We start from the raw sequence: 13,002 nt of genomic DNA, 5'->3' as shown, positions 1-13,002 counted from the left end.
TCCTACGCGTCGATCCCGCGCGTCGGTGTCAGCGGTACGAGTTGATGTAGCCGGCCGCCGGAGTCCCGACACCCGTCACGTCGTCGTACCCCTTGACCGCCTTGAGCGACGCGTCCTTGCCGAGGCTCCGTACCGACGTCAGCAGACCGTCCGCCGCGTCGAAGCCGTTGGTGAAGTCGACCCGGGCCACCGCGAGGTCACGGCCTGCGCCGAGCGGGTGGTCGGTGACGTCGTGGTACTTCGACGAGCCGTACCGGGCATAGATCGCCGGGTTGGCGAAGCCGATCGGCCGGCCGTGCCGGGCCTGCTGCGCGAGGGCCTGGACACCCGCGATGACCGGGGCGGCCAGTGACGTACCGCCGATGCGGTACTCGTCGTAGCCGAGCGAGCTGTCGGGCAGCGTCTGGGTCTGGCCGACCAGGAAGCCGGTGTTCGGGTCGGCGACCGCCGCGATGTCCGGGGCGGTACGCATCCGGCGCTTGCCGTTCGCCTGCGCGAGCGCGTCCGGGACGATTCCGCGCTGGTAGGAGGGCTGCTTCACGGTCGAGCTGGTGCCACCGCCCGCGCCCGAGGTGTAGGCGCCGGGGAACTCGGTCCAGCTCTTGCCGTCGTCCGCGAGGGATGCCTTGAGCGTGCCCCAGCCGGTCTCCCACTGGTACGCGTCGTGCTTGCCGACGGCCAGCGAGGTGCCGCCGACCGACGTCACCCAGGCGGAGTTGGACGGGACGTCGATCTGCTTCGTCCCGGTGGACGCGACGTTGTCACCCGCGTCACCGGAGGAGAAGTAGAAGCCGATGCCCTCGACCGCGCCCATCTTGAACACCTGGTCGTACGCGGCCGCGACGTCCGGGGTCTCGTTGGCCTCGATGTCGCCCCAGGAGTTGGAGACGATGTCGGCCAGCCGGTGGTCGACGACCTTGTTGAGCGAGTCCAGCAGGTCGGCGTCGTAGCAGGAGGCACCGCCCACGTACACGATGTCGGCGGCGGGCGCGACCGCGTGCACGGCCTCGACGTCGAGGGTCTCCTCGCCGTACCAGCCGGACGCCCCGCACTCCTCGGTCTTCGTGTAGTCGGCCGGCAGCACCTGGCGGAGCTGTCCGCTGCGGTACGGGGCGTCGCCGTTGCGCCTGGCGTATTCGGAGGCGTCCTTCGCGATGGTCGGCGAGGCGTACGCGTCGGTGATCGCGACGGTCACGCCCTTGCCGGTCCAGCTGCCCGCACCGTACGCGGCACGCAGCTGCTTGCCCGTGTAGCCCTTGACCGCGTACGGCACCTTGGCCCCGTACGCGCTCGGCAGCGACCCCGCGGTCTTCGAGCCGTAGTAGGAGGAGAAGGGGCCCGCGTTGCGGAACACCGCGTCCGGCGGAGGCAGCGTCTCGTCGTGGCTCGACTTGTGCGGCGCGTTGTCCAGACCGGAGACCGCCAGCACCGAGTCGCTCAGCCCGGCCGGCACGGAGGCCGTCGAGGACGGGGCGTGATAGGTCCGGCTGCCCTTGCGGTAGTTGCGCAGCTGGGTGCTGAACGCCTTCTCGGCCGCGGCGACATCGCCGGTGGCGGAGACGTAGTGCTGGTTGGCACCGGTGACGGTCAGACCGTTCGACTTCAGCCACTGGCTGACCTGGTCGATCTGCTGCTGGGTCGCCCCGAACCGGGCCTGCGCCTCCGCGGCGCTCAGATACTTCCCGTACGCGGAGGAGCTCGGGTCGGACACGGCGGCGGCGTAGGCGGCCAGCCCCTTCGCGTCCCGCCCGGCGAGATGGACCCGGACACTCACCTTGCCGCTGTCGGCCGTGGCACCCTGGTCGGCCTGGGCGGTCGCCCAGGCCGGCTTGGTGCCCTGCAGTGCGTCGCGGCCGCCGGGCGCGGAGTCCGCACTGGCGGACGGTATGCCGAGGGCGAGTGCACCGGCGAGCAGCGGCAGTGTCGCTGCCATGCTCAGCCCGGCGCGACGTCTGGCGCGGCTGATTCTCATGTAACCCCCTGCGATGTGGTTCTTCGCGTCTGGAGCATGTGCCGGATGATGTGCACATGTAATCCGCCACTCTGGCGAGGAACCCTTTACGTAAGGGGCATGCATTCACCAAGAAACTGTCAAGAGGCGTTGGAAAAGGGGCAGTTCAAGTCGATTGGAGAAGGAATGCACCTGTCGGGAGCCGGTCGTCCCGATATCGGCGTCCGGTTCACCGAGAGGTGGACGCGGGGGAGAGGCTGATCGGATCGGACGGTGAGGGCAGGCCGAGCCCGTACGGACTCTCGACGACGTACGTACAACTCGTGTACGTGTAGCCGGGCTTGATGCGCGACCCGGACGAGTAGCTGTCCACGTTCGCGCTCGCGCCCGTGCCGTGCTTGTACAGGAAGTGGTACTCGCCCGCCGGCAGCTGCAACCGCACCTTCGGATAGCTCCTGCCGCCCGCCTTGCAGGCGAGCATCGACCCGGACACCTCCGTCCCGTACCGCTTGCAACTGCCGCACGCCTTGAGCGTGACGCTGCCGGTGACCGGGCCGGTGTAGAGGATCTCGACACCGCTCGGGGCGTCGTTGCTGATGACGAGTTCCATCCGGGAGCCGCCCGGACGCCCGGCCGGCGGCAGCCGCCTGCCCGCCGCCGGCCGGTCGGCGGCGATCTCCGCGGCGATGGCGATGTCCCGGGCCCGAGCCCTGCGCCTGTCCTTCCTGTAGGTGGTGGCGAACTCCGTCAGGGTCTTCCGCGCCTCGGTGAACTGCTTCTTCCTGAACTGGTCCACCCCGCAGGCGTACGCACCGTTCTCGATCCCCCGGTCGGCCTCCCCGGCGCGAGCGGAGACCGACTTCTCCGGCATCGACGCCACGCCGGCCCGGAGCCCGCGCAGCGTCTCGGTGGCCGAGCAGGGGCTGTTCCCGCTCACCGCCCGGGCCTGCTCCGAGATCTTCTTGGAGACAGCCGGACCCACCTTTCCGGCCTGCTCCGAACCGGGGAACGTGCGCAGCAGCTCGGCCAGCTCGCCACCCGACGACCCCACCGCGGGTCCACCCAGCCTCGACACCCCGCACTCGTACAGCGAGGTGGCGAGCGGACCGTCGGGCCAGCCGGCGAGGTCGCCCAGCAGCTCGGGGTCGATCGACTCGGGCACGGTCCGCAGGTACGTCAGCGGCGCGACGGCCTCGCAGTGCCTGCCCTGCCGGTACGGCGCGGCGACCGCCGCGTAGTACGCCTTCAGCCGCTCCGGTACGAGCTTCCCCGCCCTCGACCCCGCGTGCTCCTCACCGAGATCGCGGTAGACGGCAAGGGCGGAACGGTAATCGGCCCGGGCGGCATCGAAGCTCCGGCCCGAGGCGGCCCGCACGGTCCGGTCGCTCTCGCCCAGCCGGTCGAGCAGCATCTGCTCGACGGCCTCGTCCTGCGCGGAGCCGTAGAACACCACGCCACCCGCCGGTGCCGCCAGCAGCACCAGACCGGCCCCGGCCGCCACCACCGGCCGCCACGAACCTCCGACGGCGGTACGCCGCGCGATCCGCGCCCCGTCCAAGGCGGCCGCCACCAGCGCGAGCACATACCCGACGACCGCACCCGTGGCCACACCGTCGGGGTCGGCGGGCAGCGCCGCGAGCAGCAGCACACCCGTCACCACCCAGCACAGAACGGCTCTGAACCACCGCCCCGTCAGGGCATAGCCGAGCCCGAGACCGGTGAGATTGAGCAACCCGGCGGCCACGGCACGCAGTGCGGCGCCCGGTGGCGGCGGCCCCACGGTGGGCGGACGGGAAGGCGGCGGCGGTACCGGAGGAACCGAGCCCGGCCGGAAGGCCTGATCGTCCCAACTCATCCCGGCCCCCCAACCGTTGGGCACGGCACCCCAGACCGCACCCGGCTTCACCACCATCCTCGCCACCACGAACTGTGTCAATCGGGCGAATTCGACCCGGATCCGCCCGGTATCCACCCTGGATCCCTCATCCGTCGGTAAACTCGAGGCGTCGCGACTGGCGCGCACCCCGACAGGGGTGCTCCGTGGAATCGACCACGAGGAAGCGGCACACTCCGGGCCTGCCCGGAGGCGTTACCGCCGGAGAGCCGTCCGCCTGGGCATCCGGGTCCACGCCGCAGCAATGCGCCAGACCCGGGAGAACCCTGTGACGACACCCGAGAACCGCCGCCCCGCCCTGACTGCCACCGACCCGGAACTCGCCGCCCTCATCAGCGCGGAGGAACGGCTGCAGGCCGACACCCTGCGCCTGATCCCCAGTGAGAACTACGTCTCCGCAGCGGTTCTGGAGGCCTCCGGCACGGTCCTCCAGAACAAGTACTCCGAGGGCTACCCCGGCAAGCGGTACTACGAGGGCCAGCAGGTCATCGACCAGGTGGAGACGGTCGCCGTCGAACGGGCCACGTCCCTGTTCCGCATGGACCACGCCAATGTGCAGCCGTACTCCGGCTCGCCCGCCAACCTCGCCGTCTACCTGGCCTTCCTCGAGCCCGGTGACACCGTCCTCGGCATGTCGCTGCCGATGGGTGGTCACCTCACGCACGGCTGGGGCGTCTCGGCGACCGGGACCTGGTTCCGCGGGGTGCAGTACGGCGTCCGGCGCGACACCGGCCGGATCGACCTGGACGAGGTCCGCGACCTGGCCCGCGCCGAGCGTCCCAAGGTGATCTTCTGCGGCGGCACCGCCGTTCCCCGGACGATCGACTTCGCAGGCTTCGCCGAGATCGCCCACGAGGTCGGCGCGGTCCTCGTCGCCGACATCGCCCACATCGCCGGCCTGATCGCGGGCGGCGCCCACCCCTCACCCGCCCCGCACGCCGACGTGGTCTCCACCACCACGCACAAGACCCTGCGAGGCCCGCGCGGCGCGATGCTCCTGAGCCGGGCGGAACACGCCCGTGCCATCGATCGCGCCGTCTTCCCCGGCCTCCAGGGCGGCCCGCACAACCAGACGACGGCAGCGATCGCGGTAGCGCTCAAGGAAGCCGCGACCCCCGACTTCGGCGCCTACGCCCACCAGGTGGTCGCGAACGCCCGCGTCCTCGGCGAGGAGCTGGCGTCCCGTGGCTTCGACCTGGTCTCCGGCGGCACGGACAACCACCTTCTGCTGATCGACCTCACCGGGAAGGAGGTGCCCGGCAAGATCGCGGCGAAGGCCCTGGACCGGGCGGGGATCGTCGTCAACTACAACGCGGTCCCCTACGACCCCCGCAAGCCCTTCGATCCGTCCGGCATCCGCATCGGCACCCCGGCCCTGACCTCACGCGGAATCCCCGCGTCCGAGATGGGCACGGTCGCGGAGTGGATCGCCCGGGTGGTGGAGGCGGCGCGTACGGACGACGAGGCCACGGTCACCAAGGTGCGCGCCGACGTGAAGATCCTGATGGACACCTACCCGGCGCCGGGACTGCCGGTGGGCTGAGGGTCTCCGGGCTCCGCGGCGGGCAGCCGGGCGATGAGCAGGGCCACGTCGTCGTGGTCGCCCGGCCGGCGCAGCGCCCGCAGGAGCAGGTCGCAGGTGTCCTCAAGATCGCGGTGCGGACCCGAGAGCAGGGACAGCAGGAGGTCCAGCCGATCGTCGATGGCCTGGTCGCGGGTTTCGACCAGGCCATCCGTGTACAGGACCAGCTGGTCACCGGGGGTGAGGCCGAGGCGGGTGGTGCTGAAGGGGACCCCGCCCACGCCGAGCGGTGCGCCGGTGGGCAGCTCGAGCAGTTCGGGGGTGCGGCCCGGTCGCATGAGGACCGGTGGCAGGTGCCCGGCCAGCGAGATGTCGCACGTGCTGTCGTGGGGGTTGAACACGGCGTAGACGCAGGTGGCGATGGTGTGCTCGATGCCGGCGGTGGCCCGGTCGAGATTGTGCAGGACGTCGGCGGGATCGAGGTCGAGCTGCGTCAGCGTGCGGGTGGCGGTGCGCAGCTGGCCCATGGTGGCGGCGGCGTCGATGCCGCTGCCCATGACATCGCCGATGACCAGTGCGGTCTTGTCGTCCGCCAGTGGGATGACGTCGAACCAGTCGCCGCCGATCTCACTGGTGGCACCGGCGGGCTGGTAGCGGGTGGTGATCTTCAGACCCATCTGGTCGGCCGGCCGTTGGGGCAGCAGGCTGCGCTGCAGGGTCAGGGCGGCGTGCCGCTGGCTCTGGAACAGGCGCGCGTTGTCGATGCACACCGCCGCGCGGGCAGCCAGCTCCCCGGCCAGGACGACATCGTCCTCGTCGAAGGGCCTCGGGTTGTCGGCCCGCATGAGGCCCACGGCGCCGATCACCTCGCCACGGGCGATCAGCGGGACCGCGAGGTAGCAGTGCACCCCGGCCGCGGACAGCAGCGCAGCGCATTCGTCGTTCCGGGCGACGCGGCGCAGATCCTGGGCGGTCACATCGGTCTTGAGGACGGGCCGGCGGGTGTTGACGGACTGGGTGATCAGACGGTTGGCGTCGTACTGGGCGTAGTCGCCTGCGGGATCGACGGCGCTGGTGGCCACGGTGGGGTGGGCCGCCACCACCGCCAGCGCCCTGAACCGTGCCGCGCCGACCGCGTCTCCGCTGCTGCGGTGGCCGTGCAGGATGCTGTCCAGCACGTCCACCGTGGCCACGTCGGCCACCTGTGGCACACAGACCTCGGCCAACTCCCGGGCGGTCCGCTGCAGGTCGAGGGTGGTGCCGACCCGCACCGACGCGTCGGCGACCAGAGCCAGCCGGTGCCGCGCCCGGGCGGCGTCGGTGGCCGACCGGTGCTGCTCGGTGACGTCCACCACCGAGGTGGCGAGTCCGAGCACCTGCCCGCCAGGGTCCTCCAGCCGGTAGAAGGACACCGACCAGGCGTGGTCCTGGTTGGTGTCGTCCGGGGCGCGTCCGACGACGAACCGGTCCAGCAGCGGTGTGCCGGTGGCCAGGACCCGGCGCATGTCCGACTCGATGGAATCCTCGTTCGCGAAGGGCAGCGCCTCGCTGACGGCGCGCCCGACCTGCTCGTCGGCGGGCAGACCGTCGACGCGTGCCAGCACCGGGTTGACCAGCACGTACCGCAGCTCGGTGTCCATGACCCCAAGGCCGATCGGTGACTGGGAGACGAGCCGTATCGACAGTGCCAGATCCCGCTCCACACGCTGCAGCGTCGCCTGGTCCGTGGCGATGCCCAGCGCGTAGTAGCCGCCGTGGTCGTCCTGCAGCCGCATGTTGCGAAATTCCACCAACCGCGTGCTGCCGTCACGGTGCAGGACCGGGAAACTGCCCGCCCAGCGCTGTCCGCTCTCCATCACCCGGGCGAACAGTTCGATCACCGTCTCCAGGTGCTGTTCATCCACCAGCAGCCGGCCCGCGAACGTCCCCAGCGCCTCCTCGGCGGTGTAGCCGAACAGCTCCTCGGCCTGCGGGCTCCAGAAGACGATCCGTCCGCTGTCATCGAGTACCACCGCGGCCAGGCTCAGCAGATCCAGCAGCCCACTCGGCGCGGATGCCGCACCTGGCAGCCCCAGCCCTGCCAGGAACGCATCGGTCGTACTCATCCCCGGGCACCCCTTCCGCTCGCCTCCAGGGCGGCAGCTCCGTCCGGCCGAGCCCGTACTACTCCCTTCGCCTCGCTGCGGCCCCTCCATTGTCTCTTCGAACCCGATACCCAGCACTCCACCGCCGATGTGCGGTCGTGGATGCGATGAAGCGGAAGACGATCGTCGACACACCGCATCAGCCGAGCAAGCGCCGTCCCCGGCCCGTATCCGACAGCAGGCCATCCGATCCGGCGTCATGCCTGGTCAGAGAGTCTGCCGGACCCCCGAACCGCCGTGCCTCCGGCAGGGGCGGGCGGCCGAGGACGGCCGGTCCTTCGCCGACGAGAGCGACGGAGCACCCGGCTCCGTCAACTACTGGCGGGTACGGCAGGAAGCCCGTCCCTACGCGCTGCGGCAGGACCGATTCGCCGCCGGCCCACCGGCCGTGCGACTCGCCCGAGGTGGTGCACCGTCGGTCCGGGCTGCGGCGACCATGACCAGCTGAACGATCGGAGGATCGAGCGGTCCATGGGCCGGGGTGAGGATGTCGGCGCACCGGTGGCGGCGTGCATTGGCTTCGGGCGGTCGGCAGGCCTTGGCCTCCAAGCAGCCCGGCGGGTCCCGCTGCAAGCTGGACACGGGACAACTCCGGGTACTGGACGCCGGTCCTGCCGCCTTTGGCGAGCCGCTGCTCGGATGGTGAGGCGGTATGGCTCGGGCGTTGGGCTGGTGTCGGCGGCGGGCCTCGGAAAACCACTCGCCACTCACTCGCGATCAGTGACACACAACGACGAAGGGTCGGACCCAGTGAGACTGGGTCCGACCCTTCGTACTTGGCACGTTGCCTGGTCAGCGGGTTGATCACGCTGTCCGGACTGCGGTGCCCCCGGCAGGATTCGAACCTGCGCACCCGGCTCCGGAGGCCGATGCTCTATCCCCTGAGCTACGGGGGCGTGTCACTGTGTTGCTCTGCGACGGGTGAAACACTACCAGCTTCCGCGGGGTGTCCGTGAACAGGTATTTCCACTCGGTCACCGTGCGCGTCGCGTGGGCCGCCATGCCCTCCGCCGTATCGTCCGCCGGGCCGTCCGTGCGCCACTCGGCCGCCACCCGTCCGGGGCCGGAAATGGGCAAAACCCGGACGCAGCCCCTACGTCCCGCCTACTCTCGGAGTGTGTCAGGGGCGTGCGGCCGCGTGCTTGTTGTTGACGACAACAAGGTCATCCGGCAGTTGATCAGGGTCAATCTCGAGCTTGAGGGCTTCGAGGTCGTGACCGCGGCCGATGGTGTCGAGTGCCTGGATCTGGTGCATCGGGTCTGTCCCGATGTGATCACCCTCGATGTGGTCATGCCCCGGCTCGACGGCCTGCAGACCGCCACTCGCCTGCGCTCCGATCCGCGGACCCGACATCTGCCCGTCGCCATCGTCAGCGCCTGTACTCAGTACGAGGTTGACAACGGTGTCGCGGCGGGCGTCGACGCTTTCCTGGCGAAGCCCTTCGAGCCGAGCGAGCTGGTACGGCTCGTGCGGCAGTTGGCGAACAGAGAGGACCCGCCGTCGCTCGACGGCAGACAAAGCGCCGGGAAGGCCGAGAGCGCCGCGGGCTGACCGCATGGCGAAACCGGGTCGCGGAGCGCCCCCCTTCCTCCCATACGCTTGTCCCGTGACCCCCGCCGAGCTCTCCAGGACCGTGCTGCGCGCCGTGCGTCGCGCGGTCGACGAGGAAGCCTTGCGCGTGGCCGTGCCCGCGCGCGTGCGGGTGGAGCGGACACGGCCCGGCGGTGATGGGGACTACGCCTGTGCCGTCGCGCTCCAGCTGGCCGGGGCCGCCGCGCGGCCGGCCCGGGAGGTCGCCGAGATCCTGCGGGACCGGGTCGCCGGAGCGCCCGGGATCGGGCGGGTCGAGATCACCGGTCCCGGATTCCTGAACTTCACGCTCGACGCGTCGGCGGATGCCCGGGTGCGCGACGCACTCGTCCACGATGTGCTGGCGCGAGGGGCCCGGTACGGACACGGGGACACGCTCGCCGGGGACATCCTGCAGTTGAGCCATGCTCGCGAGGTCCGGGCCGCGGTCACCGCCCACGCGCTGCGCAGCATCGCGCGCACCCAGGGCGCGCTGGTACGCACTTGCTGCGACGGGTCGCCCGACCCGGACTGGGCACGGCTGGGGGTCGACATCGACGCCCCGGGGGAGCCGGCCGCGTCGCCCACCGTCGTCCGGCCTCTTCCCGCCGGTGCCGTCGCTCGCGAGCTGCTGGAGCGGCTCGGACCCGATGCGGTCCGGTGGGGGCTGCTGCGGCCGGCCGGGCATGACCGGGCTCCGCTCGACGGCGAGCTGCTCGTACAGAGCTCCGGCAATCCGCTGTTCCTCGTCCGCTACGCCCACTCCCGGGCCCGTGCGCTCACCCGCGGCGCCACGCTCCTCGGATTCGACAGCTCCTACGACGAGGATGTCGACGCACCCGCACTGCTGCGCGCTCTGGCCGACTACCCCGAGGCCCTCGCCGCCGCCGCCCGCCACCGCGCGCCCGACCGGCTCGCCCGGCATCTCGAAGACGTCGCGCACGCCTTCTTCGACTTCCAGGACGCCGCTTCCCCGCTGCCCGTCGGTGACGAGAAACCCTCGGCCGCCCACCGCTCCCGGCTGGCCGTTGCCGAAGCCGCCGGGACGGTGCTCGCCGGCGGCCTGTCCCTGCTCGGTATCAGCGCACCCGAACACCTCTGAGAGATCCGAGAGAGCAGAGCAACACCATGAGCCGATCCGCACACCCCGCCGGTCCCCGTCACGCCGACGTCCTGACCGAGGGTCACTACACAGCCCCGCCCGCCGACCTGAACGCCCTCGACGAGAAGGTCTGGGCCCGCACCGTCTCCCGCAACGACGACGGCGCGGTGACCGTCGGCGGGATCGAAGTGACCCGGCTGGCCGAGGAATTCGGCACGCCCGCCTACTTCCTCGACGAGAGCGACTTCCGCGCCCGCTGCCGTGCCTGGGCCGACGCGTTCGGACCGGGCGCCGACGTCTTCTACGCCGGCAAGGCGTTCCTGTCGCGGGCCGTCGTGCGGTGGCTCAAGGAGGAGGGGCTCAACCTCGACGTCTGCTCCGGCGGCGAGCTGACCACCGCGCTCGATGCCGGCATGCCCGCCGAGCGCATCGCCTTCCACGGCAACAACAAGACCGTCGCCGAGATCGAGCGGGCCGTCCAGGCCGGTGTCGGGCGGATCGTGCTCGACTCGTTCCAGGAGATCGTCCGCGTGTCGCACATCGCGCAGCGGCTCGGGAAGCGGCAGCGTGTCCAGATCCGGGTGACGGTCGGCGTCGAGGCGCACACCCACGAATTCATCGCCACCGCCCACGAGGACCAGAAGTTCGGCATCGCGCTGGCCGGAGGGCAGGCCGCCGAGGCGGTGCGCCGGGCGCTCACGCTCGACGGGCTCGAGCTCATCGGCATCCACTCGCACATCGGCTCGCAGATCTTCGACATGGCCGGCTTCGAGGTCTCCGCCCGCCGGGTGGTCCAGCTCCTCGCCGAGGTGCGTGACGAGCACGGTGTCGAGCTGCCGGAGATCGACCTCGGAGGTGGTCTGGGTATCGCGTACACCTCCGACGACGACCCGCGCGAGCCGCACGAGATCGCCAAGGCGCTCGGCGACATCGTGACCCGCGAGTGCGAGGCGGCCGGGCTCGCCACCCCGCGGATCTCGGTCGAGCCGGGGCGCGCCATCGTCGGACCCACCGCGTTCACGCTGTACGAGGTCGGCACCATCAAGCACCTCGAAGGACTGCGCACCTACGTCAGTGTCGACGGCGGCATGTCGGACAACATCCGCACCGCGCTGTACGACGCCGAGTACAGCGTCGCGCTCGTCTCGCGCCGCTCCGACGCCGAACCGATGCTCGTACGTGTCGTCGGCAAGCACTGCGAGAGCGGTGACATCGTGGTCAAGGACGCGTTCCTGCCGTCCGACCTCGCGCCCGGCGACCTGATCGCCGTGCCCGCCACCGGCGCCTACTGCCGCTCCATGGCGAGCAATTACAACCACGCGCTGCGCCCGCCCGTCGTCGCCGTGCGCGACGGAGAGGCGCGGGTGATCGTCCGGCGCGAGACGGAGGAAGATCTCCTGCGTCTCGATGTCGGCTGATGAAATAGATGTCTCAGGATCCGGACGGGTGACAGAAACTCCCGTCCGGTGAGTGAGACTGGTCCACACATGAGCATGCTTGAGAAACGAGGTCGGATGATGCGTACGCGTCCGCTGAAGGTGGCGCTGCTGGGCTGTGGAGTGGTCGGCTCAGAGGTGGCGCGCATCATGACGACGCACGCCGACGACCTCGCCGCGCGCATCGGCGCGCCTGTCGAGCTCGCCGGTGTCGCCGTCCGCCGACTCGCGAAGGCGCGCGAGGGCATCGACCCCGCGCTGATCACCACCGATGCGACCGCCCTGGTCAAACGGGGCGACATCGACGTCGTCATCGAGGTCATCGGCGGCATCGAGCCGGCCCGCGCACTCATCACCACCGCCTTCGAGCACGGCGCGAGTGTCGTCTCCGCCAACAAGGCGCTGCTCGCCGAGGACGGCGCCGCTCTGCACGCCGCCGCCGAGCAGTACGGCCGGGACCTCTATTACGAGGCTGCCGTGGCCGGTGCCATCCCGCTCGTGCGGCCGCTGCGCGAGTCCCTCGTCGGTGACAAGGTCAACCGGGTGCTGGGCATCGTCAACGGCACGACCAACTTCATCCTCGACAAGATGGACACCAGCGGCGCGGGCTACTCCGAAGCGCTCGACGAGGCCACCGCCCTCGGGTACGCCGAGGCCGACCCGACCGCCGACGTCGAGGGCTTCGACGCCGCCGCCAAGGCCGCGATCCTCGCCGGAATCGCCTTCCACACCCGGGTGAGGATCGGCGAGGTGCACCGCGAGGGCATCACCGAGGTCACCGCTGCCGACATCGCGTCGGCCCGCCGCATGGGCTGCACCGTCAAACTCCTCGCCATCTGCGAGCGCGCCGCCGACGGCCGGTCCGTCACCGCGCGCGTGCACCCGGCGATGATCCCGCTCAGCCACCCGCTGGCCTCCGTCCGTGAGGCGTACAACGCGGTCTTCGTCGAGGCGGAGGCCGCCGGGCAGCTGATGTTCTACGGCCCCGGCGCGGGCGGTTCCCCGACGGCCTCCGCGGTCCTCGGCGACCTGGTCGCGGTCTGCCGCAACAAGCTCAACGAGGCCACCGGTCCCGGTGAGTCCGCGTACACGCGTCTGCCGGTCAGCCCCATGGGCGAGGTCGTCACGCGGTACCACATCAGTCTCGACGTGGCCGACAAGCCTGGCGTGCTCGCCCAGGTCGCGACGGTCTTCGCCGAACAGGGCGTATCCATCGATACGGTCCGCCAGCAAGGTCGCCAGGACGGAGGCGGCGAGGCATCTCTCGTCGTCGTCACCCACCGCGCGCCCGACGCCGCCCTTTCGGCGACCGTCGAGGCGCTGCGCAAGCTCGACACCGTGCGCGGTGTCGCCAGCATCATGCGTGTTGAAGGGGAGTAAGGA

9 protein-coding genes, 1 tRNA gene and 1 riboswitch are annotated in these 13,002 nt (G+C 70.9%); of the genes, 6 read left to right on the top strand and 4 right to left on the bottom strand.

The window, feature by feature from the left end:
* Positions 1 to 28 precede the first annotated feature (28 nt).
* Entirely contained in the window at positions 29 to 1,972 is a 1,944-nt protein-coding gene (locus OG963_RS16865; RefSeq protein WP_371799205.1) for a protease pro-enzyme activation domain-containing protein, read from the bottom strand.
* A 208-nt stretch (positions 1,973 to 2,180) separates the two neighbouring features.
* On the bottom strand, positions 2,181 to 3,806 hold the full coding sequence (locus tag OG963_RS16860; RefSeq protein ID WP_256328073.1) for a hypothetical protein: 1,626 nt from the start codon (positions 3,804 to 3,806) through the stop codon (positions 2,181 to 2,183).
* A 143-nt stretch (positions 3,807 to 3,949) separates the two neighbouring features.
* A riboswitch (ZMP/ZTP riboswitch) is annotated at positions 3,950 to 4,075 on the top strand.
* 14 nt (positions 4,076 to 4,089) lie between these two features.
* On the opposite strand from OG963_RS16860, the gene glyA reads away from it, so the two are divergent.
* Positions 4,090 to 5,388 (top strand): serine hydroxymethyltransferase, encoded by a 1,299-nt coding sequence (gene glyA / locus OG963_RS16855; RefSeq protein WP_371799204.1) that lies wholly within the window; start codon positions 4,090 to 4,092, stop codon positions 5,386 to 5,388.
* On the opposite strand, the gene OG963_RS16850 is transcribed toward glyA, so the two are convergent.
* On the bottom strand, positions 5,358 to 7,472 hold the full coding sequence (locus tag OG963_RS16850) for a SpoIIE family protein phosphatase (protein ID WP_371799203.1): 2,115 nt from the start codon (positions 7,470 to 7,472) through the stop codon (positions 5,358 to 5,360). The genes glyA and OG963_RS16850 overlap by 31 nt on opposite strands.
* A 238-nt stretch (positions 7,473 to 7,710) precedes the next feature.
* On the opposite strand from OG963_RS16850, the gene OG963_RS16845 reads away from it, so the two are divergent.
* On the top strand, positions 7,711 to 7,959 hold the full coding sequence (locus tag OG963_RS16845) for a hypothetical protein (RefSeq protein ID WP_319738704.1): 249 nt from the start codon (positions 7,711 to 7,713) through the stop codon (positions 7,957 to 7,959).
* Positions 7,960 to 8,335: 376 nt separating this feature from the next.
* On the opposite strand, the gene OG963_RS16840 is transcribed toward OG963_RS16845, so the two are convergent.
* Positions 8,336 to 8,407: transfer RNA gene (locus OG963_RS16840), tRNA-Arg, on the bottom strand.
* A 173-nt stretch (positions 8,408 to 8,580) separates the two neighbouring features.
* Between OG963_RS16840 and OG963_RS16835 the strand changes: the two genes are divergently transcribed.
* The 4 genes from OG963_RS16835 to OG963_RS16820 all read left to right on the top strand — a co-directional run bounded on the left by OG963_RS16835 (position 8,581) and on the right by OG963_RS16820 (position 12,999).
* Positions 8,581 to 9,063 (top strand): response regulator, encoded by a 483-nt coding sequence (locus OG963_RS16835; protein WP_078852688.1) that lies wholly within the window; start codon positions 8,581 to 8,583, stop codon positions 9,061 to 9,063.
* Between the two features lie 55 nt (positions 9,064 to 9,118).
* A complete protein-coding gene (nrtL, locus tag OG963_RS16830; RefSeq protein ID WP_093929375.1) occupies positions 9,119 to 10,183 on the top strand; it encodes an ArgS-related anticodon-binding protein NrtL in 1,065 nt (354 codons plus the stop codon).
* Positions 10,184 to 10,209: 26 nt separating this feature from the next.
* On the top strand, positions 10,210 to 11,601 hold the full coding sequence (gene lysA, locus OG963_RS16825) for a diaminopimelate decarboxylase (RefSeq protein ID WP_030915917.1): 1,392 nt from the start codon (positions 10,210 to 10,212) through the stop codon (positions 11,599 to 11,601).
* A 99-nt stretch (positions 11,602 to 11,700) separates the two neighbouring features.
* Positions 11,701 to 12,999: a homoserine dehydrogenase gene (locus OG963_RS16820; RefSeq protein WP_093773347.1), complete on the top strand. Its 1,299-nt coding sequence runs from the start codon at positions 11,701 to 11,703 to the stop codon at positions 12,997 to 12,999.
* The last annotated feature ends 3 nt before the right edge of the window (positions 13,000 to 13,002 follow it).

Source organism: Streptomyces sp. NBC_01707 (assembly GCF_041438805.1).
Lineage (GTDB): Bacteria > Actinomycetota > Actinomycetes > Streptomycetales > Streptomycetaceae > Streptomyces.
The sequence above is the reverse complement of the archived record's forward strand: the minus strand, read 5'-3'. Positions and strand labels throughout refer to the sequence as shown.

Coding starts and splice junctions, on each gene's coding strand:
- OG963_RS16865 (WP_371799205.1), bottom strand. CDS start 1,972: ATGAGAATCAGCCGCGCCAGACGTCGCGCCGGGCTGAGCATGGCAGCG.
- OG963_RS16860 (WP_256328073.1), bottom strand. CDS start 3,806: ATGAGTTGGGACGATCAGGCCTTCCGGCCGGGCTCGGTTCCTCCGGTA.
- lysA (WP_030915917.1), top strand. CDS start 10,210: ATGAGCCGATCCGCACACCCCGCCGGTCCCCGTCACGCCGACGTCCTG.
- OG963_RS16835 (WP_078852688.1), top strand. CDS start 8,581: ATGGGCAAAACCCGGACGCAGCCCCTACGTCCCGCCTACTCTCGGAGT.
- glyA (WP_371799204.1), top strand. CDS start 4,090: ATGCGCCAGACCCGGGAGAACCCTGTGACGACACCCGAGAACCGCCGC.
- OG963_RS16820 (WP_093773347.1), top strand. CDS start 11,701: ATGCGTACGCGTCCGCTGAAGGTGGCGCTGCTGGGCTGTGGAGTGGTC.
- OG963_RS16845 (WP_319738704.1), top strand. CDS start 7,711: ATGCCTGGTCAGAGAGTCTGCCGGACCCCCGAACCGCCGTGCCTCCGG.
- OG963_RS16850 (WP_371799203.1), bottom strand. CDS start 7,472: ATGAGTACGACCGATGCGTTCCTGGCAGGGCTGGGGCTGCCAGGTGCG.